Raw genomic sequence first — 18,935 nt, 5'->3', positions numbered from 1 at the left:
GTGCCGGGGGCGTAAGTCTTCGGCACATGCGGAGCATGATGCAGCTTCCCGTGCGTCGTTGCACGGTGCGGAAAAAAGTGTCAGCTTCGTGCTATAACACCCCGGTCTATCCGGGGTGTTTTACTTTGGGAGGTCGTCGTGGGTCCGCATGGATTGTTCTGGTGGATTGCCGCTGGCGTGCTCATCGTCGCCGAGCTGATGACCGGCACGTTTTACCTCTTGATGATCGCGCTCGGCTTGCTCGCCGGCGCGCTCAGCTATGAGCTTGGCGCGCCGCTCGACGTGCAGCTGATCGTCGCGGCGGTGGTCGGGCTCGCGGCCGTGGTTACGCTGCGGCGCTCGCGCTTTGGCCGCCGCCGGCGCATGACCGACGCCTCGACCGATCCGGGTGTGAACCTCGATATTGGCGCGACACTGGCTGTCGTCGCATGGCGCGACGGTCGCGCGCGCACGATGTATCGCGGCGCCGAATGGGACGTCGAACTCGCGCCCGGCGAGCCCGAAGATGCGCCTCTCTATGAAATCAAGGCAGTGCGTGGCAGTTGCCTCGTCGTCGCGGCCAAGCGCGAGCGGCGCGAAGCCAGTGCGCCCGGCACCGCTCGCGACGACGCACGCCATGCGTGACGGGCCGAATTCAGAATCACACCAACACACCACACAGAAGCGAACGGAGGTCCCGTATGCAAGTCCCAGTCGTCGGCCTGATTCTGCTCGTGATCGTCGTCGTGCTGATCGCGCAGACCATCAAGATCGTGCCGCAACAGCATGCCTGGGTGCTCGAACGGCTTGGGCGCTACCACGCCACGCTCACGCCGGGGTTGACGATCGTGCTGCCGTTCGTGGATCGCGTGGCCTACAAGCACGTGCTCAAGGAGATTCCGCTCGACGTGCCGAGCCAGGTCTGCATCACGCGCGACAACACGCAGCTTCAGGTGGATGGCGTGCTGTACTTCCAGGTGACCGATCCGATGAAGGCGTCGTACGGCTCGAGCAATTTCGTGTTCGCAATTACGCAGCTTTCGCAGACCACGCTGCGCTCGGTGATCGGCAAGCTCGAACTCGACAAGACCTTCGAGGAACGCGACTTCATCAACCATAGCGTCGTGTCGGCGCTCGATGAAGCCGCATCGAACTGGGGCGTCAAGGTGTTGCGCTACGAAATCAAGGATCTCACGCCGCCGAAGGAAATCCTCCACGCCATGCAGGCGCAGATCACCGCCGAGCGGGAAAAGCGCGCACTCATCGCGGCCTCGGAAGGCCGCAAGCAGGAACAGATCAACCTGGCCGCCGGTGCGCGCGAGGCGGCGATCCAGAAGTCGGAAGGCGAGCGTCAGGCGGCGATCAACCAGGCGCAGGGTCAGGCGGCCGCCATTCTCGCGGTGGCCGAGGCGAACGCGCAGGCCATCCAGAAGGTCGGCAACTCGATCCAGGCGCAGGGCGGGATGGATGCCGTCAATCTCAAGGTCGCCGAACAATACGTGAATGCCTTCGCCAATCTGGCGAAGCAGGGCAATACGCTGATCGTGCCGGGCAACATGGGCGACCTGAGCACGATGATCGCTTCGGCGCTGACGATCGTGAACCGGGCGGGCCTGCGCGAGGGGCAGATCAGCGGGGCTGGGGCGACGAAGGGCGCATAAGCGCTCAGGCCGCCGAACATGACAGCGGGCTGCGTGAGCGGCCCGTTCTCCATCTGAAGGCTTGAGGAAGAATCAGGTGGGCGAGCGCATCAGGCGCGCCTTTTCGCGCTCCCAGTCGCGCTTCTTCTCGGTTTCGCGCTTGTCGTGCAGCTTCTTGCCCTTGGCGAGGCCGATCTCGCACTTCACGCGGCCGCCCTTGTAGTGAAAGTTCAGCGGCACGAGCGTGAAGCCGCGCTGCTCCACTTTGCCGATCAGCTTGTCGATTTCTTCGCGCTTCAGGAGCAGTTTGCGGATGCGCGTGGGATCGGGCTGGATGTGCGTCGAGGCCTCGGGCAGCGGGCTGATGTGCGTGCCGATCAGGTAGAGCTCGCCGTCCTTGATCATGACGTAGCTTTCCTTGATGTTGGCTCGCCCGGCGCGCATGGCCTTGACTTCCCATCCTTCCAGCACGAGCCCAGCCTCGTGGCGCTCTTCGATGAAGTAATCGAAGAACGCTTTTCTGTTGTCGATGATGCTCATAGGAAAATGGGATCGGCCCAACTCGTTTAAAATTGCGATTTTAGCAAAGCGGGCTTCCGAAAGCCCGTAGCGCTTTCACCCTAGCCACGCATTGCGCAATTTATGGCGGATGTCCAGAAAACCGTGTTGATTCGCCATTCGGCGGAACAAATGTTCGACCTCGTCACCGACGTCGCCGACTATCCCAACTTCCTGCCGTGGTGCGGCGGCATCGAGATTCGCCGTCAGGACGACAGCGGTATGGAGGCGAAGATCGACATCAACTTCAAGGGCATCAAGCAACACTTCGCCACGCGCAACTCGCAAAAGCGGCCCGAGCGCATCGACATGGAATTCGCCGATGGCCCGTTTCGCAAGTTCACGGGCTACTGGCGTTTCACGCCGCTGCGCGCCGACGCCTGCAAGATCGAGTTTGCGCTGCATTACGAGTTTTCAAACATCATTCTCGAGAAGCTCATCGGGCCAGTGTTCCATCACATCGCGAACACCTTCGTCGACTCCTTTGTGAAGCGCGCCGACCAGCGCTACGGCAAGCCATGAGCGCGAATCTCTCCATCGACGTCTGCTACGCGCTGCCGGATGCGCAGACGCTCATCAGCATCGAACTGCCCGCGGGCGCGACCGTCCAGCAGGCCATTGATGCGAGCGGCATTCTCGCGCGCCATCCCGAGATCGATCTGGCGCAGCTCAAGGTGGGCGTGTACGGCAAGCTCAAGCCGCTCGACACTGTGCTCGCCGACCACGACCGCGTGGAGATCTATCGGCCGCTGATCGTCGATCCCAAGATGGCGCGCCAGCGCCGTGTCGACAAGACCCGCAAGGAAGGCTCGATCGAAGGGCGCAAGTGGTTGCCCAAGGACTCGCGCTAGGGCTCGAGCCGGGTTGCCACGGATTTGCCGCACAAACGTAATGGGCGGGACAGCTTGCGCTGTCTCGCCCATTCGGCTTCTTGCGGCCCGGTGCGCTCAGGCGGTGGTCGTGCGGCCGTTTCGCTTCGCGTCGGCGTCGGGTTGCGCGAGGCGGCTTTCGTTGCCGATGCCCGGCAGATCGCCGTCCGGCACGATGCCGTCGCCGTGCGCGGTATCTTCGGGGCCGCCCGAGTGCTGACGCACCGACCGGCTCACGCCCGCCACCAGCAGCACGATCGCGGCGATTTCCAGCCCGCGCGGCAGCCGGTGATCGTAGATAAAGCCGTAGAGCAGGGCGAACAGCGTCTCGAACACGATCATCTGGCCCGAGAGCGTGAGCGGCAAGCGCTTGGCGGCCGCGTTCCAGAGGCCGTTGCCGAGCCATGACGCGCCGATCGCGAGCACCAGATTCAACTGCCAGAACGTGGTCCAGCGGCCGGCGGCCACGGTTTCCTGCACCCAGTGCGACGGCACGACGAGGATACCGAGCCAGAGCAGGCCGCCGAGCGCGCCCGTGACCACGCCCCAGAGCACCGACCACTCGTTGCCGCTGAAATGCGCATTGCGCTGCAGATAACGCGCGTTCTCGACCGCGAACCAGGTCCAGCAGACGAGCGCGCCGACGGCGCAGCCAATGCCCGCAATGCGCGTGAAGACGCTCGCACCGCCTGCCTCGCTGGCGCCGGTGAACACGTCCACGTTGATGCAGACGATGCCGGCCGCGATCATCGCAAGCGGCCAGGCCAGACGCGAAAGCGGCACGGCGCCATGGTCGCGGCGGCCGAGCAGCGTGACTGTGACGGGCAGCACGCCGACGATCAGCGAGGCCGGCGCGATGCCCACCAGATGAATCGCGCTTGCGAGAAACAGGTAATAAAGCACGTTGCCCACGAGCGCGAGTTTCACGAGCGCGACGAGATCGGCGCGTGTCATGCGCGGCCAGACGCGGCGCAGCATGGGCACGAGCGCGGCGAGCGAGACGAGCCCATACATCGCGTAGCGGCCCGCGCTCAGGAGCAATGGCGAGAACTCTGCCAGTTGCCGGGGTACGACGAACACCGTTCCCCATAACGCGCCGGCGAGCACGCCGTACAACACACCACGCTGCATTTGGATTGCCTCCAGAAACTTCGGGCGGCCCAGGCGGGCCGTTTTGACGGGACGGCCCGAAGCATAACTGGAGGCGTGCGCACCCGTCTTGTTCAATCCTGCATCGTGCGCCCGATATTCGGGTCGGAGGCGAGCCGCGCCCGCACGGCTCTCGCCGGCAGGGCCGGAGCGTGGAAATAATCCCGAAAACGGCGCTAAGCTACTGTTAGCGCTGATGATTTCCAGGGCGCTATCGCGTATAATCTGCTTTTGCGCCTATAGGATTTGCCATGCGTCTGATCCAGAAAGCACTCACGTTCGATGACGTGCTCCTCGTCCCCGCCTTTTCCGACGTTCTCCCGCGCGACACCAGCCTGAAGACCCGGCTGACCCGCAATATCTCCCTGAACATTCCGCTCGTGTCGGCCGCTATGGATACCGTCACGGAAGGCCGTCTGGCAATCGCCATGGCGCAGCAGGGTGGCGTCGGCATCGTCCACAAGAACCTCACGCCGGCCGAGCAGGCGCGCGAGGTCGCGAAGGTGAAGCGCTTCGAGTCGGGCGTCGTGCGCGATCCGATCACGGTTCCGCCGCAAATGAAGGTCGCCGACGTCATCGCGCTCTCGCAGCAGCATGGCATTTCGGGTTTCCCGGTCGTGGAAGGTGCGCAACTCGTCGGCATCGTCACGAACCGCGACCTGCGTTTCGAAACGCGTCTGGATGAGCCGGTGCGCTCGATCATGACACCGCGCGAGCGCCTCGTCACCGTCAAGGAAGGCACGCCGCTCGTCGAAGCCAAGGCGCTCATGCACAGCCACCGCCTCGAGCGCGTGCTGGTCATAAACGACGCGTTCGAGCTGCGCGGTCTCATGACCGTCAAGGACATCACCAAGCAGACCGAGCACCCGGCTGCCTGTAAGGACGAGCACGGCAAGCTGCGCGCGGGCGCGGCAGTCGGCGTCGGTCCCGACAACGAAGAGCGCGTCGAGCTGCTGGTGCAAGCCGGCGTGGACGTGATCGTCGTGGATACGGCGCACGGCCATAGCAAGGGCGTGCTCGAGCGCGTTCGCTGGGTCAAGAAGAACTTCCCGCATGTCGAAGTGATCGGCGGCAACATCGCCACGGCCGACGCGGCGCGCGCGCTTGTCGAGTACGGCGCGGACGGCGTGAAGGTCGGCATCGGTCCGGGCTCGATCTGCACGACGCGTATCGTGGCCGGCGTGGGCGTGCCGCAGATCAGCGCGATCTCCAATGTCTCGGAAGCGCTCAAGGGCACGGGCGTGCCATGCATCGCCGACGGCGGCGTGCGCTACTCGGGCGACGTTTCGAAGGCGCTGGCCGCCGGCGCGAACGCCGTGATGATGGGCAGCATGTTCGCGGGCACCGAAGAGTCGCCGGGCGACGTGTTCCTGTACCAGGGCCGCCAGTACAAGTCGTATCGCGGCATGGGCTCGGTCGGCGCGATGAAGGACGGCGCCGCAGACCGCTACTTCCAGGACAACTCGGCGAACATCGACAAGCTCGTGCCGGAAGGCATCGAAGGCCGTGTCGCCTACAAGGGTCCCATCAACGCCATCCTGTTCCAGCTGATCGGCGGCGTGCGCGCCTCGATGGGCTACTGCGGCTGCCGTACGATCGAAGACCTGCATGCGAAGGCGGAGTTCGTGCAGATTACCGGCGCCGGCCTGCACGAGTCGCACGTGCACGACGTGCAGATCACGAAGGAAGCGCCCAACTATCACGTGGACTAAACCTCGATGAAGCCGCTGCTGCGCGTGCTGCTGATTGTCGATGCGTTGACGTTGCTGGGGTTCGGCGTGCTGTTCGTTCTCACGCCCTGGACCCTGGTCTACAACGCGTTGCAACTGGTGCAAACGCAGCCGGCGCTCGTTGGGCAGGCTTTCGGTCTGGTGCTGCTGGGTTTCGCGTGGCTCGCGCTGCGCGCGGCCTTCCACGGGGAGATGACGGTGCCCGTGGGCCGCACCGTGGGGCACGTCAACTGGATTGCGGGCGTGCTGATGCTGGTCTGGCTGATCGGCGTGCGTAGTCCGCAACTCACGGGCTTCGGCCAGTTGGTGGCTGGCGCGGTGGGCGTCTGGCTGATCGTCCTGGGGTTGGGCGGTGCGCGGCTGGCGGGTTTGGTGCGCAAGCGCGAAAGAACTACGCCGGCCGAAGCCGCCGCGCAGCGGCGCGAAGCACGCGAGGCTCGCAAGGCCGCCAAGGCGCGGCGGGAGGAGCCGGTGACGTACGCGAAGCCCGGTCCTGCGCGAACGGCGTGGGGCGGTGCGCGTGAGCCGAACCGGCCCGCAGCGCCGGTCGAGCCCGTGGTCGAAGTCCCGACCGTGACGCCCGCGGCGGTCCCGCCGGTTACGCCCCGTCCGTCGCCGCTTACGCCGCCGCCTGCCAGCCCGGCGCAAGCTCAAGAGGCGCGCCAGGCGGCTCGCGACGAAGCGGCCGACGCACCGAGGCCGCCGCTGCGTGGCTGAGGCCGCGCGCAAACCCGGCCTCCGAAACAGCAGACGCAGTGCGCCCGAAGCACACCCGAACTTGCGCCACCCGGTGCCGCCGTAGCGCGGGGCTCCGGTCCTGATGAATTCACGCTGCGCGCGTTTGAACTGTCGCGCGGCTTTATGTATCCGTTCTTTTTTAGGTCTCGTCCGCAGCCATGCACGACAAAATCCTGATCCTCGACTTCGGCTCGCAAGTCACCCAGCTCATCGCTCGCCGCGTGCGCGAAGCCCACGTTTATTCGGAAATCCATCCGTACGATGTGGACGACGCGTTCGTGCGCGAATTCGCGCCGAAGGGCATCATCCTCTCCGGCGGCCCGAATTCGGTCACCGACACCGACACGCCGCGCGCGCCGCAAGCCGTTTTCGAACTGGGCGTGCCGGTTCTCGGCATTTGCTACGGCATGCAGACGATGGCCGAGCAGCTCGGCGGTAAGGTGGACGGCGGGCACCTGCGCGAATTCGGCTACGCCGAAGTGCGCGCGCGCAACCACACGAGCTTCCTCGAAGGCATCGAAGACTTCCGCACGAGCGAAGGCCACGGCATGCTCAAGGTGTGGATGAGCCACGGCGACAAGGTCACGGAAATGCCGGCGGGCTTCCAGCTGATGGCATCGACGGAATCGTGCCCGATCGCGGCCATGGCCGACGAAGCGCGCCACTTCTACGGCCTGCAATGGCACCCGGAAGTCACGCACACAGTGCAGGGCCGCGCGATGCTCGAGCGCTTCGTGCTCGGCATCTGCGGCGCGAAGGCCGACTGGGAGATGGGCCACTACATCGACGAAGCCGTCGAGACGATCCGCAAGCAGGTGGGCAACGAGCACGTGATTCTCGGCCTCTCGGGCGGCGTGGATTCGTCGGTCGCGGCGGCGCTGCTGCATCGTGCGATTGGCGACCAGTTGACCTGCGTGTTCGTCGATCACGGCCTGCTGCGTCTGAACGAAGCCGAGCAGGTGATGTCGATGTTCGCCGACAACCTCGGCGTGAAGGTGATCCACGTCGACGCGAGCGAAGCGTTCATGTCGAAGCTCGCGGGCGTGACCGATCCGGAAGCGAAGCGCAAGATCATCGGCGCGGAGTTCGTCGAAGTGTTCCAGACGGAAGCGGGCAAGCTCACCGATGCCAAATGGCTCGCGCAAGGCACGATCTATCCGGACGTCATCGAGTCGGCAGGCAAGGGCAAGAAGGCCGCGCACACGATCAAGAGCCACCACAACGTGGGCGGCCTGCCGGAAACGCTCAACCTCAAGCTGCTCGAACCGCTGCGCGAACTCTTCAAGGACGAAGTGCGCGAACTGGGCGTGAAGCTCGGCCTGCCGCACGAAATGGTCTATCGCCATCCGTTCCCGGGCCCGGGCCTTGGCGTGCGCATTCTCGGCGAAGTGAAGCGCGATTTTGCGGATCTGCTGCGTCGTGCCGATGCGATCTTCATCGAGACGCTGCGCAACACGATCGACAAGGAAACCGGCAAGTCGTGGTACGAGCTCACGAGCCAGGCGTTCGCCGTGTTCCTGCCGGTGAAGAGCGTGGGCGTGATGGGCGATGGCCGCACCTACGAGTATGTCGTTGCGCTGCGCGCGGTGCAGACGCTCGACTTCATGACGGCGCACTGGGCGCACCTGCCGCACGAACTGCTGGGCCACGTGTCGAACCGCATCATCAATGAAGTGCGCGGCATCAACCGTGTGGTGTACGACATCTCGGGCAAGCCGCCCGCGACGATCGAGTGGGAGTGAGGTTCTCCCGCTAGCCTGCTGGCGATGCAAAAAACCCGCGTCCGGCACATTGTGCCGGCGCGGGTTTCTTTGCTTCTGGTGCGTGCCGGTTGTACCTCAGCGGCAGGCTTCAGGCGAAAAAGGAACTGGCGCGTTACGAATATCGCGCGATCAGCACGATCACGTGGATGGAGGTCATGGTCGGCGCGCAGCCGGACGACGAGGCGGCGATTCGCGGCTGGCTGGCATCGTTCGATGTGCTCGACCTCGACCACCGCATTGCAGACCGCGCCGTCACGATCCGCAGGACCAAGAAGGTGCGTCTGCGCGACGCGATCGTCTGGGCGACTGCTCAGGTTCACTCGCTGCTGCTAGTGTCGCGCAACACGAAGGACTTTCCGGCCGACGAGCCGGGCATCCGCGTGCCGTACAAGGCCTAGTGCACGGTAAGGCAAGCGTCGCAAGCCGGGCTATCCAAGGCCCGGCTTGCGCAGAATGATGCGCTCAATGCTTCAGGCACGTATCCGCGTTCTTCCAGGTGCATACGTCGAGGCCCGTGTGAACGATGGGTTTCACCGTTTTCCCTTCCGCCAGGTCGCGCATCACCATCGCCGCCTGATAGCCCATTTCCTCAGGCCGCTGCCCGACCAGCGCATTGACCTTGTGATCCTTGAGGGCCTGCAGCTCCGGTCCGAGCGTATCGGCTGAGACGATCACGAACTGGCCGCTGTTGATCTTGTCCATGATCGGCGCGACGACCTGCGAGTACGCCTCGGGTGCGAAGAGCGGCCAACCGCCCTCGAACACGAACGCCTGCAGCGTGCTGGCGTTCGCGGTGAGCGTGTCCTGCATCATCTGGTTCGCTTTCGCGGCGTCGTCGTTCACGTAGAGCGGGCAGGCGCTGATCTCGTGCCAGTTGTTTTCGCCCGCCAGCTTCTTGATGCCTTTCTTGCCCGAGAGCACGTCGCGCGTGCCCTGGGCGCGCTGGTTGATGTTCTCGGCCGCGGGGTTGCCCATCACGAGGCAGATGTTGCCGCCCTTGGGCATCAGCGTCTTCAACTGCTCGCCGAGCTTTACGCCCAGCTCGTAGTTGTCGGTGCCCACATACGACTTGCGCAACGACTGGTCCTTCGGCAACAGATCGGCGTCCGCGGTGATGATCGGGATCTTCGCGTTGCGGCGGCGGATCACTTCGGCAATGGCCGGCGCGTTCGACGGCGAAATCGCAATCGCCGCGACGCCCTTGGTCAGCAGGTCGTCGACGATCTGCACTTCGGCGCTTTCGTCCGCGGCTGTCGCGGGGCCGGTGTAGTAGCAGTTGTAACCCTGTTTGCTGAGCTCCTTGTTGGCCCGGTCGCAGCCTTGGTGCATGAGGTCGAAGTACGGATTGTCGAGGCCCTTCACGACCAGCGCGAGGGTCTTGTCGGCTGCGTAGGCGGAAGAGGCCAGCATGGCGAGCCCCCCGATCGCAGCGAGATACATCCACGCTTTCTTCATGGTTTCCTCCTGTGCGGCGCCGGTTGTACGGCGCGCGTGTCTCGTACAGTTTTCGTCATCGCAAGGAAAGCCCGCGCCCGTGCCTTGGGCTTTCTGCGGAACCTCGCGCAACGAGTCGCGTTTCTTGTGATGGCTCACGTCCGGCGGTTCCGCGTGCAGTCCGGCCGCGCCTCCCTGAAATCCGTTCAGTCTTCTTGCCGCTCGCCGCCGAGCCGGTTGAACAGCACGGCGATGATGATGAAGCCGCCCACGACCGTGCCCTGCCAGAACGAGTCCACGCCGAGCAGGATCAGGCTGTTGCGGATCACCTCGATGAGCGCGGCGCCGACGATCGTGCCGAACGCGCTGCCCACGCCGCCCGCGAGATTGGTGCCGCCGATCACCGTGGCGGCGATCACGCGGAGTTCGTCGCCGGTGCCGAGGCCGGTGGTCACCGCGCCGAGCCAGCCCACTTCGAGAATGGCCGCGACGCCTGCCATCAGGCCGCCCAGCACATACACCGAGCAGATCACCCGCCGCACCGGCACGCCCGTGAGATTTGCCGCATGACGGTTGCCGCCGACCGCGAAGACATAGCGGCCCCAGCGCGTGAAGGCGAAGGCGAACCAGAACAGCACGCCGAGGACAATCAGAAACCACACGGGATTGGCCACGCCGAGCGTTTTGCCGCCGCCGAGCACGAGGAGCTTGTGCCCGTCGGGTCCGAATTCGAAGATGGTCCGGCTTCCGGAGATCACGAGCGCGAGGCTGCGGCCTACGCTCAGCATGCCGAGCGTCACGACGAACGGCTGCATGTTGAGATATGCGATGAGCAGGCCGTTCATGAGGCCGACCAGCCCCGCAGTGAGCAGCCCGAGGCCGATGCCGGCCCAGATCGGGTAGCCCGCGTTCATCGTGACGGAAAGCACGATGCCGCTCAGGCCAATCGTCGAGCCGACCGAAATGTCGATCCCGCCCGTGACGATGATGGCCATCATCCCCAGCGCGACAATGGCGACGAAGGCGAAGTTGCGCGTGACGTTGAAGAGGTTTTGCGGCGTGGCGAACGTCGAGGTAACGAACGAGAGCAGGACGCAGGCAGCGAGCGTCGCCAGCACCACCCAGAACACCTGGCTCGCGAGCAGTCCGCTCCAGCGCGTGTGGGTCTTCGCGGATTGGGGGTCGTCAAGCAAAGTCGGCATCGGGTTTGGCCTTTGCGGCGCATCGTTCAATTTCGGGTCTCCTGTCGGCAGCACTTAGCGCTTCAGCGCTTAGTGCTGCCCCATGCAAAGCTGTCGGCAGCACTTGGCGCTTCAGCGCTTAGTGCGGCCTCATGCAACGCAATCGCGCGCGGGCATCTTCAGGCGGCGGCGATGGCTCCGGTGATCAGGCCGGTGACTTCCTCCGGCGAAGAGGCTTCGATCTGCTTGTCCGCAACCATGCGCCCGCGCCGCATGACGACCACGCGGTGGGCGACTTCGAAAACGTCAGGCATGCGGTGACTGATGAGAATGACGGCAATACCGTGTTCGGACAGGCGTTTGATGAGGTCGAGCACCTGCACTACCTGGCGCACGCTGATCGCGGCGGTGGGTTCGTCCATGAGCACGAGCCGCGCCTCGGACAGTCGCGTGCGCGCAATCGCCACGGCCTGCCGCTGGCCGCCCGACATCTGGCGGACGAGATCGCGCGGGCGCGTTTCGGACTTCAGTTCCTTGAAAAGCTCGGCGGCGCGCCGGTACATGGCCGCGTGATCGAGCACGCGAAAGGGCCATATGCCGATGCGCGGCTCGCGCCCGAGAAAGACGTTGGCCGCCGCCGTGAGGTTGTCGCAGAGCGCGAGGTCCTGATACACGACCTCGATGCCCTTGGCGCGGGCGTCCACGGGTCTGCCGAAATGAACGGGCTTGCCGTCGATGAGAACTTCGCCATGGGAGGGCGGGAAGTTGCCGGCGATGACCTTTACCAGCGTGGATTTTCCGGCCCCGTTGTCGCCCATCAGTCCGACCACCTGGCCGGGTTCCAGGCTCAACGTCACGTCGGTCAGCGCCTGAATAGCGCCGAAGTGCCTGGAAACGCCTCTGAGCTCAAGAAGACTCATGGACTGTCGCGCTCGCGCTTGTGAAGCCGCCCGTTGCAGTGTCCAGGGTGGCCAGTAGACATGCTAACTAGCATGTTTTTTAGAGCACGATGGGCCTTTTAGCAAGACTATTTCATCAGCCGGTCCTGCTGCGCCGCTAGCAGGCCGCCGATGAGATAAAATTGCATTTTCGCCGAAAAACCCCGCCAGGCGGACCTGGCGCGCTTGTCTCAGGCTTCCAGCGGCATCGCGCTCGTCCCCTTGAGTTCATCGAGGCAGACGATCGACTGCACACTGTTCACGCCGGGGGCGCGCATCAGCGTATCGAGCAGGAACTCGGAAAGCGCTTTGAGATCGCGCGCCACCACCTTCAGAACGTAGTCGATATCGCCAGTCACGGAGTAGCACTCCTGCACCTGCGGCAACGTCGCGACGAGCTCCTTGAACTTGATGAGCTCGCGCATGTGCCCGCGCTCCATCGTTACCTGAATGAAGGCGACCACGCCGAAGCCGAGCGCCTGCGCGTCGAGGCGTGTCTCGTAGCGCCGGATCACGCCGAGCTCCTCGAGCCGCCGGTGACGCCTGAGTGTCTGCGCGGGCGAGAGCTTGATCGCGGCCGCGAGTTCGAGGTTCGAAGCGCGGCCGTGCTCCTGCAGTGCGGCGAGAAGCCGCATGTCGATCGTATCGAGCGCGAGATTCTGCATTTATCTTGCGTGAGATGGGTTTAAGGCGAGAGGGAATTGTATCAATCAGGGTTTGCCTGCGTACGAGATGAAATCATATTTTTCCGCGCCAACTATACACTGGGCGCACCCGATCGGGCTGGCGGCCAATACCCCCAAGCTTGGCAGCGCGCCCGCGCAGAACGTTGTGCGCGCAATTTTATTTCGTGAAGCGGAGCCGGCGTCCCACCCGGATGCTTTGGCCCCGCGCAGATAAGTCGGAGACAGGAAGAGACATGGTTTCAAACGACACGCGTGAAAATCGCGGCCAGCTAAAACGCGGCCTCAAGAATCGCCACATCCAGCTCATTGCGCTGGGCGGGGCGATCGGCACGGGCCTGTTCCTCGGCATTGCGCAGACGATTCAGACCGCCGGCCCTTCGGTGCTGCTCGGCTACGGCATCGCCGGCATCATTGCGTTCTTCATCATGCGGCAACTGGGAGAGATGGTCGTGGACGAGCCCGTCGCCGGTTCGTTCAGCTATTTCGCCGACAAGTATTTCGGCCCGTTCGCGGGCTTTCTCTCCGGCTGGAACTACTGGGTGCTCTACATCCTCGTGAGCATGGCCGAGCTTTCGGCGGTCGGCATCTACATGCACTACTGGTGGCCGACTTTGCCCACGTGGGTCTCGGCGCTCGTGTTCTTCGTGGTCATCAACGCCATCAACCTCACGAGTGTGAAGTCGTACGGCGAGCTCGAATTCTGGTTCGCCATCATCAAGGTGCTCGCGATTGTCGGCATGATCGCCTTCGGCGGCTGGCTGCTGTTTTCGGGCTCGGCCGGTCCCGAGGCGAGCGTGTCGAACCTCTGGCGCAATGGCGGCTTCTTCCCGCACGGCGTCTCGGGTCTCGTCATGGCCATGGCGGTCGTGATGTTCTCGTTCGGTGGGCTGGAGCTGGTCGGCATCACCGCGGCAGAGGCCGATGATCCCTCGCATAGCATTCCGCGCGCGACGAATCAGGTGATCTACCGCATCCTGATTTTCTACATCGGCGCGCTCGGCGTGCTGCTCTCGCTCTACCCGTGGCAGAAGGTCGTGGCCGGCGGCAGCCCCTTCGTGCTGATCTTCCACGCGATGAACAGCGACCTCGTGGCCGACGTGCTTAATCTCGTCGTGCTGACGGCGGCGCTCTCGGTCTACAACAGCGGCGTGTACTGCAACAGCCGCATGCTCTACGGCCTCGCGCAGCAGGGCAATGCGCCGAAGGCGCTGCTCAAGGTGAGCCGGCGTGGCATTCCGCTGGCGGCGCTCGGCGTGTCGGCGTTCGTCACGGCCGCTTGCGTGATCATCAACTATTTCATGCCGGGCAAGGCGTTCGAACTGCTGATGGGGCTCGTCGTGTCCGCGCTCATCATCAACTGGGCGATGATCAGCCTGATTCACCTGAAGTTCCGCCGCGAGAAGGCGCGCGCGGGTCAGACGACCACGTTCCGCAGCCTCGGCTATCCGCTGACGAATTACGTGTGTCTCGCGTTCCTCGGCGGCATTCTCGTTGTAATGTATCTGATTCCGGATCTGCGCATTTCCGTGTACCTGATTCCGGTCTGGCTGGGCGTGCTTGGGCTCGCCTACCGCCTGTGGTGTCGCAAGTCGGCGCCGGCGCTGGAACGCGGCGTGCCGGCTCCGTAAGCGCTGATATTCGTCCCGAATTTCGTCCAGAGAGTTAAACAGCATGTTCGAACACATCGATGCCTACCCCGGCGACCCGATCCTCTCGCTCAACGAGAACTTCCAGAAGGACCCGCGTCAGAACAAGGTCAATCTGAGCATTGGCATCTACTTCGACGACGAAGGCCGTCTGCCCGTCATGAAGGCCGTACACGCGGCCGAGGCGGCGATTCTCGAGGAGCCGGGTCCGAAGCCGTATCTGCCGATGGCCGGTTTCGCGCAGTATCGCGACGCCGTGCAGGCACTGGTGTTCGGCGCCGACTGCCCGTCGCGCGCGGCCGGCCGCATCGCGACCGTGCAGACGCTGGGCGGCTCGGGCGCGCTCAAGGTGGGCGCCGATTTTATCAAGCGCTACTTTGCGACCAGCCAGGTGTGGGTGAGCGATCCGACGTGGGAGAACCATCGTTTCATCTTCGAGCGCGCGGGCTTCACGGTGAACACGTACCCGTACTACGACGAGGTGACGGGCGGCCTGAAGTTCGAAGCGATGCTCTCGGCCATCGACGCGCTGCCGGCGAAGAGCGTCGTGCTGCTGCACGCGTGCTGCCATAACCCGACGGGCGTCGATCTGGATCGCGCGCAATGGGAGCAACTGATCGACGTGCTGCAAAAGCGCGACCTGCTGCCGTTCGTCGATATGGCGTATCAGGGCTTCGGCGCGGGCCTCGAGGATGACGCGTTCGCGGTGCGCGAGCTTGCGCGCCGCGGTGCGCCGGCGCTCGTGGCGAATTCGTTCTCGAAGAACTTCTCGCTCTACGGCGAACGCTGCGGCGGCCTGCACGTGATCTGCGAAGATGCGGCGGCCGCCGACCGTGTGCTCGGCCAGCTCACGGGCTCGGTGCGCGCGAACTACAGCAATCCGCCGACTCACGGCGCGAAGATCGTCACTCGTGTCTTGAGCACGCCGGAACTGAAGGCGTCGTGGGAGCAGGAGCTGACGGCGATGGGCGAGCGCATTGCGCGCATGCGCGTGGCGATTCACGACGGCCTGAGCGCGCATGCGAGCGAAGCGGCGCTCGCTCGCTACGTAAAGCAGCGCGGCATGTTCACGTACACGGGCTTGAGCGAGAAGCAGGTCGAGCGCCTGAAAGAGGAGTTCGGCGTGTATGTCCTGCGCTCGGGCCGCATGTGTGTGGCAGGCCTGAACGAGAAAAACGTGAGCGTGGTGGTCGACGCGGTCGGCAAGGTAATGAAGGACTAAGGGAAGGGCGGGGCTGAGTGCCCCGATATCCTTCTAGCGCCGCTGGTGTGCCGGTATGAGCCGGACACACCAGCGGCGTTTTCGCATCTAGCCCCAGAACTGCGCGCCGGTGCCGCATCCACCGGCAACGCCGCCTGCCATCTGACGATTGCAGGATTCGCCGTCCATGCCGATTCATCCCGCATAAACCGCCAGTCTGTCAAGCTGCAGGGGGTAGATGGCACACATGCCAGCCGCGCACGGTCTTCCAGGTCTCACCCTGATAGAATGCGTGAGCCGCAACGTAGTGGATTGCTGATGAAATTGCTTGATGCCCTCGTCGAACAACGGATTGCCGCCGCGGCCGCGCGCGGCGACTTCGACGACCTGCCCGGCGCCGGTGCGCCGCAGACGCTCGACGACGACCTGCTCGTGCCCGAAGAAGTGCGCATAGCCCACCGCATCCTGAAGAACGCGGGCTTCGTGCCGCCCGCAGTCGAACAGCTGCGGGCCTTGCGCGACCTCGATGAAGCGCTCGCCACGGTGGGCGACAAGGCCGCGCAATGCCGTCTGCGCGCGCGCATGCTGGCGCTCGACATGGCGCTCGAATCCTTGCGCGGCGGACCGATGGTCGTGCCGCACGAATATCGCCGCCGCATCGCGGAGCGTTTGTCCGAACGCGCAGCGGGCGAGCCCGGCCTCCCGGGGCTCCCGGCGGAGGCCGCGTGACGGGCAGTCCCGTCCAGCCAGACGCCCCCGGCGGCGAACACGAAGAGGCGCACCCGGCTGCCGGTTTGCCTGCCAGATCGGTTCCCGCCGATCCCCTCATGACGGCGTCCGCGGCCGCGCCTCAATCCGACGTCCAACCCGATCCCGTCTCCGAGCGCGACCGGCATTTCATGCGCCTCGCGCAGGCCGCCGCCGAAGAGGCGCGCGCCGCCGGTGAAGTGCCCGTGGGCGCGGTGCTTGTGCGCGGTGACGAAGTGATCGCCTCGGGCTTCAATCACCCGATCGGCGCGCACGATCCCTCCGCGCACGCCGAAATGGCGGTCTTGCGCGCGGGCGCGCACGCGCTGGGAAACTACCGCTTGCCCGGCTGCGAACTCTATGTGACCCTTGAACCGTGCCTGATGTGCGCCGGCGCGATCATGCACGCGCGCATCGCACGTGTGGTGTTCGGCGCGCATGACCCGAAAACCGGCGCGTGCGGCAGCGTCGTCGACGCCTTCGCCAACGAGCAACTGAATCATCACACGAGCGTGTCCGGTGGCGTGCTGGCGGACGAGTGCGGCGAGGCGCTGCGCGCGTTCTTCGCCGATCGCCGGCGTGCGAGCCGGGAAGCGCGTCGCACGGCTCTGGAACAGGCTGAGCAAGCGCAGGAAGGGACTGGCGGTGCCGGTCCGGCCGAACCCGCGGGTTGAATCTCACGGTTGAATCGAATTCGACATGACCATTCATCGCACCATTGAACTGATCGCACCGTCCGGTTATCCGCATGACCAGGAAGCGGTGCACCGCGCGCTTGCGCGGTTGCGGGCGCAAGGCCATCACGTCGACGGCGTGCAGGCGACCGAGCGGCGCTATCAGCGCTTTGCCGGCACGGATGGCCAGCGCGCGGCCGAACTTAATCGCCTCGCCGACCCGTCGCGCGAGCTGCCGGACATCGTACTCGCGGTGCGCGGGGGCTACGGCGCGGTGCGCATCCTGCACGGTCTCGATTACGACGGACTGCAACGGCGTTTGACGGATCAGCCCATTGCGTTCGTGGGGCATAGCGATTTCACCGCCATTCAGCTTGCGCTGCTCGCGCGCGCCGGGCTCACGACATTCGGCGGTCCGATGCTCTGCAGCGACTTCGGCGCCGAGAGCCTCAGCAGCTTCACGATGCATCATTTCTGGGACGCGCTCTCGAAACCGAAATACACGCTCAAGGTGAATGCGCCGCAGGCCCAGTCGACGAATGTTTCGGGCACGCTCTGGGGCGGCAATCTGGCCGTGCTGACTTCGTTGATCGGCACGCCTTACCTGCCGCCGGTCGAGGGCGGCATCCTGTTCGTCGAAGACGTGAACGAGCAGCCGTTCCGCATCGAGCGCATGATTTATCAGCTGCATCTAACCGGCATTCTTGCTCGCCAGCAAGCCCTGGTGCTGGGCGACTTCATCGGCCACAAGCAGTTCGATTACGACAACGGCTTCGATCTGCGCGAAATGGTCGAGCAGGTGCGTGCCGTGGTCGGCATTCCGGTGGTGACGGGCCTGCCGTTCGGCCATATTCCGGATATGGTCACGCTGCCGATGGGCGCGCCGGCGCAGCTGACCACCACCGCACATGGTTTCGAGCTGACCGTGAGCGGGTATCCGCATCTGGGTTGATTTCGCACTGGCACAGAAGCGCTTCCGGGCGCTTTTTTCATGGAGTCTTATGCAACTAACGGCCAATTCCGGACGGCATCAGACAATGTTCACGTCAACGCTTCTTCTCTAAATTGTTGACAAAAAATGTGACCGGATTGGGGCGACGAATCACCATGCAGGTGCTAAATTCCCCGAAATAAAGCGCGTTTCACCGATAAGAGGCATGTGGCAGCCGACGCGCAGGTGGGGATCTTCCCCAGGTTCGCCCACAAAATTGTTGACAATATTTATGTCCACCCTAGGATACCCACCATAGAGACCCGAGCCATGCGAAAGACCGATATCGACGCCGAAGCAACCGGCATGAAGCCCGAGGCAATCGCCGCGCGAATCCGCGCCGCGATTCTCGAGCACCGGCTGCCGCCCGGCGCGAAGTTGACTGAAGCGCAGTTGTGCGAAGTATTCGGCGTGAAGCGTGGCCCGATCCGCCAGGCGCTCGCGCTGCTCGCGAAGGACCATCTCGTGGATCTGGAGCCCAATCGTGGCGCGTTCGTCGCAAGCCCGTCGCTCCAGGAGGTGCACGAGGTGTTTGAGATGCGGCGGATCATCGAGTTGGCAGTGGTGGGGCGCATCTGCAGCGCGCAGCACAGCAGCCGTCGGCTGAAGACCATCGGCGAGACGATCAGGCGCGAGCGCAAGGCCTTTGAGGGGCGCGACTTTCCGACGTGGATCCGCCTTTCGGGCGAGTTTCATACGTCGCTGGCCACGCTCACCGGCAATACGGTGCTGTGCGATTGCCTGGGCGGGCTCGTGGCGCGCTCGACGCTGATTTCAGCGCTCTACGAATCGCCGGGACGCAGTCCGTGTTCGTTCGACGATCACGAGGCGATTCTCGCGGCGCTCGAGGCCGGCGACGAGCAAGCCGCCGTCGACCTCATGGTGCGCCATTTGCAGGGTGTCGAGCTCAGGATGCTCGACCGGCCGGCTGGCGCTTCGGTCGACTTGCAGGAAGTGTTCAGCGCTCGTGAGGCGACCTCGCTTGCACGCTGATGCGCTTCTGGCGCGGCA

Annotated in this window: 20 protein-coding genes; 14 read left to right on the top strand and 6 right to left on the bottom strand. The window is 64.4% G+C overall.

The annotated features are described in order from the left end of the window. The first annotated feature begins 138 nt into the window (after nt 1-138). Both M3A49_RS02545 and M3A49_RS02540 read left to right on the top strand, forming a co-directional pair. A complete protein-coding gene (locus M3A49_RS02545) occupies nt 139-624 on the top strand; it encodes an NfeD family protein (protein ID WP_266227372.1) in 486 nt (161 codons plus the stop codon). A 56-nt stretch (nt 625-680) separates the two neighbouring features. Further along, the gene (locus M3A49_RS02540) at nt 681-1,640 is read left to right on the top strand and encodes an SPFH domain-containing protein (RefSeq protein WP_254352749.1); all 960 of its coding nucleotides are present in this window, start codon (nt 681-683) and stop codon (nt 1,638-1,640) included. A 72-nt stretch (nt 1,641-1,712) separates the two neighbouring features. Here the strand turns inward: M3A49_RS02540 and smpB are convergent, their stop codons facing one another. After that, entirely contained in the window at nt 1,713-2,159 is a 447-nt protein-coding gene (gene smpB / locus M3A49_RS02535; RefSeq protein WP_028204044.1) for an SsrA-binding protein SmpB, read from the bottom strand. A gap of 102 nt (nt 2,160-2,261) precedes the next feature. Between smpB and M3A49_RS02530 the strand changes: the two genes are divergently transcribed. Next, a complete protein-coding gene (locus tag M3A49_RS02530; protein WP_254352748.1) occupies nt 2,262-2,699 on the top strand; it encodes a type II toxin-antitoxin system RatA family toxin in 438 nt (145 codons plus the stop codon). Next, nucleotides 2,696-3,028 carry an RnfH family protein gene (locus tag M3A49_RS02525; RefSeq protein ID WP_266227371.1) on the top strand — a complete coding sequence of 111 codons (333 nt, stop codon included), beginning with the start codon at nt 2,696-2,698 and terminating at the stop codon, nt 3,026-3,028. Before M3A49_RS02530 ends, M3A49_RS02525 begins: the two co-directional genes overlap by 4 nt. 96 nt (nt 3,029-3,124) lie before the next feature. On the opposite strand, the gene M3A49_RS02520 is transcribed toward M3A49_RS02525, so the two are convergent. Further along, nucleotides 3,125-4,177, bottom strand: coding sequence for a DMT family transporter (locus M3A49_RS02520; RefSeq protein ID WP_266227370.1), 1,053 nt, complete (start codon nt 4,175-4,177; stop codon nt 3,125-3,127). A 269-nt stretch (nt 4,178-4,446) separates the two neighbouring features. Between M3A49_RS02520 and guaB the strand changes: the two genes are divergently transcribed. The 4 genes from guaB to M3A49_RS02500 all read left to right on the top strand — a co-directional run bounded on the left by guaB (nt 4,447) and on the right by M3A49_RS02500 (nt 8,824). Continuing rightward, complete coding sequence (gene guaB / locus M3A49_RS02515; RefSeq protein WP_069265633.1) at nt 4,447-5,907, top strand: IMP dehydrogenase; 1,461 nt, start codon at nt 4,447-4,449, stop codon at nt 5,905-5,907. A 6-nt stretch (nt 5,908-5,913) separates the two neighbouring features. Next, nucleotides 5,914-6,642: a hypothetical protein gene (locus tag M3A49_RS02510; RefSeq protein ID WP_266227369.1), complete on the top strand. Its 729-nt coding sequence runs from the start codon at nt 5,914-5,916 to the stop codon at nt 6,640-6,642. A 179-nt stretch (nt 6,643-6,821) separates the two neighbouring features. Then, nucleotides 6,822-8,405, top strand: coding sequence for a glutamine-hydrolyzing GMP synthase (guaA, locus tag M3A49_RS02505; RefSeq protein WP_133181242.1), 1,584 nt, complete (start codon nt 6,822-6,824; stop codon nt 8,403-8,405). Between the two features lie 89 nt (nt 8,406-8,494). After that, nucleotides 8,495-8,824 (top strand): type II toxin-antitoxin system VapC family toxin, encoded by a 330-nt coding sequence (locus M3A49_RS02500; RefSeq protein WP_266227368.1) that lies wholly within the window; start codon nt 8,495-8,497, stop codon nt 8,822-8,824. A 64-nt stretch (nt 8,825-8,888) separates the two neighbouring features. Here the strand turns inward: M3A49_RS02500 and M3A49_RS02495 are convergent, their stop codons facing one another. The 4 genes from M3A49_RS02495 to M3A49_RS02480 all read right to left on the bottom strand — a co-directional run bounded on the left by M3A49_RS02495 (nt 8,889) and on the right by M3A49_RS02480 (nt 12,644). Next, entirely contained in the window at nt 8,889-9,881 is a 993-nt protein-coding gene (locus M3A49_RS02495) for a sugar-binding protein (protein WP_266227367.1), read from the bottom strand. Between the two features lie 185 nt (nt 9,882-10,066). Next, entirely contained in the window at nt 10,067-11,062 is a 996-nt protein-coding gene (locus tag M3A49_RS02490; RefSeq protein WP_254352741.1) for an ABC transporter permease, read from the bottom strand. A 158-nt stretch (nt 11,063-11,220) separates the two neighbouring features. Next, nucleotides 11,221-11,961, bottom strand: coding sequence for an ATP-binding cassette domain-containing protein (locus M3A49_RS02485; RefSeq protein WP_254352740.1), 741 nt, complete (start codon nt 11,959-11,961; stop codon nt 11,221-11,223). A 209-nt stretch (nt 11,962-12,170) separates the two neighbouring features. Then, a complete protein-coding gene (locus M3A49_RS02480) occupies nt 12,171-12,644 on the bottom strand; it encodes an Lrp/AsnC family transcriptional regulator (protein ID WP_028204035.1) in 474 nt (157 codons plus the stop codon). A gap of 254 nt (nt 12,645-12,898) precedes the next feature. Between M3A49_RS02480 and M3A49_RS02475 the strand changes: the two genes are divergently transcribed. The 6 genes from M3A49_RS02475 (at nt 12,899) to M3A49_RS02450 (ending at nt 18,917) form a co-directional block, all read left to right on the top strand. Beyond that, complete coding sequence (locus M3A49_RS02475; protein ID WP_266227366.1) at nt 12,899-14,293, top strand: amino acid permease; 1,395 nt, start codon at nt 12,899-12,901, stop codon at nt 14,291-14,293. A 43-nt stretch (nt 14,294-14,336) separates the two neighbouring features. Then, nucleotides 14,337-15,533 carry an amino acid aminotransferase gene (locus tag M3A49_RS02470; protein WP_266227365.1) on the top strand — a complete coding sequence of 399 codons (1,197 nt, stop codon included), beginning with the start codon at nt 14,337-14,339 and terminating at the stop codon, nt 15,531-15,533. Nucleotides 15,534-15,830: 297 nt separating this feature from the next. Further along, entirely contained in the window at nt 15,831-16,241 is a 411-nt protein-coding gene (locus M3A49_RS02465; protein WP_266227364.1) for a DnaJ family domain-containing protein, read from the top strand. 98 nt (nt 16,242-16,339) lie between these two features. Continuing rightward, nucleotides 16,340-16,933 (top strand): tRNA adenosine(34) deaminase TadA, encoded by a 594-nt coding sequence (gene tadA / locus M3A49_RS02460; RefSeq protein ID WP_266227520.1) that lies wholly within the window; start codon nt 16,340-16,342, stop codon nt 16,931-16,933. 25 nt (nt 16,934-16,958) lie between these two features. Then, on the top strand, nt 16,959-17,885 hold the full coding sequence (gene ldcA / locus M3A49_RS02455; RefSeq protein WP_266227363.1) for a muramoyltetrapeptide carboxypeptidase: 927 nt from the start codon (nt 16,959-16,961) through the stop codon (nt 17,883-17,885). A 309-nt stretch (nt 17,886-18,194) separates the two neighbouring features. Continuing rightward, entirely contained in the window at nt 18,195-18,917 is a 723-nt protein-coding gene (locus M3A49_RS02450) for a GntR family transcriptional regulator (protein WP_266227362.1), read from the top strand. The last annotated feature ends 18 nt before the right edge of the window (nt 18,918-18,935 follow it).

The sequence above is a fragment of the Paraburkholderia sp. CNPSo 3076 genome (genome assembly GCF_026343935.1).
Lineage (GTDB): Bacteria > Pseudomonadota > Gammaproteobacteria > Burkholderiales > Burkholderiaceae > Paraburkholderia > Paraburkholderia nodosa.
The sequence above is the reverse complement of the archived record's forward strand: the minus strand, read 5'-3'. Positions and strand labels throughout refer to the sequence as shown.

Coding starts and splice junctions, on each gene's coding strand:
- M3A49_RS02510 (WP_266227369.1), top strand. CDS start 5,914: ATGAAGCCGCTGCTGCGCGTGCTGCTGATTGTCGATGCGTTGACGTTG.
- M3A49_RS02520 (WP_266227370.1), bottom strand. CDS start 4,177: ATGCAGCGTGGTGTGTTGTACGGCGTGCTCGCCGGCGCGTTATGGGGA.
- M3A49_RS02480 (WP_028204035.1), bottom strand. CDS start 12,644: ATGCAGAATCTCGCGCTCGATACGATCGACATGCGGCTTCTCGCCGCA.
- M3A49_RS02495 (WP_266227367.1), bottom strand. CDS start 9,881: ATGAAGAAAGCGTGGATGTATCTCGCTGCGATCGGGGGGCTCGCCATG.
- M3A49_RS02465 (WP_266227364.1), top strand. CDS start 15,831: ATGAAATTGCTTGATGCCCTCGTCGAACAACGGATTGCCGCCGCGGCC.
- M3A49_RS02475 (WP_266227366.1), top strand. CDS start 12,899: ATGGTTTCAAACGACACGCGTGAAAATCGCGGCCAGCTAAAACGCGGC.
- M3A49_RS02490 (WP_254352741.1), bottom strand. CDS start 11,062: ATGCCGACTTTGCTTGACGACCCCCAATCCGCGAAGACCCACACGCGC.
- M3A49_RS02530 (WP_254352748.1), top strand. CDS start 2,262: ATGGCGGATGTCCAGAAAACCGTGTTGATTCGCCATTCGGCGGAACAA.
- ldcA (WP_266227363.1), top strand. CDS start 16,959: ATGACCATTCATCGCACCATTGAACTGATCGCACCGTCCGGTTATCCG.
- guaB (WP_069265633.1), top strand. CDS start 4,447: ATGCGTCTGATCCAGAAAGCACTCACGTTCGATGACGTGCTCCTCGTC.
- M3A49_RS02450 (WP_266227362.1), top strand. CDS start 18,195: ATGCGAAAGACCGATATCGACGCCGAAGCAACCGGCATGAAGCCCGAG.
- tadA (WP_266227520.1), top strand. CDS start 16,340: ATGACGGCGTCCGCGGCCGCGCCTCAATCCGACGTCCAACCCGATCCC.
- M3A49_RS02470 (WP_266227365.1), top strand. CDS start 14,337: ATGTTCGAACACATCGATGCCTACCCCGGCGACCCGATCCTCTCGCTC.
- M3A49_RS02540 (WP_254352749.1), top strand. CDS start 681: ATGCAAGTCCCAGTCGTCGGCCTGATTCTGCTCGTGATCGTCGTCGTG.
- guaA (WP_133181242.1), top strand. CDS start 6,822: ATGCACGACAAAATCCTGATCCTCGACTTCGGCTCGCAAGTCACCCAG.
- smpB (WP_028204044.1), bottom strand. CDS start 2,159: ATGAGCATCATCGACAACAGAAAAGCGTTCTTCGATTACTTCATCGAA.
- M3A49_RS02525 (WP_266227371.1), top strand. CDS start 2,696: ATGAGCGCGAATCTCTCCATCGACGTCTGCTACGCGCTGCCGGATGCG.
- M3A49_RS02485 (WP_254352740.1), bottom strand. CDS start 11,961: ATGAGTCTTCTTGAGCTCAGAGGCGTTTCCAGGCACTTCGGCGCTATT.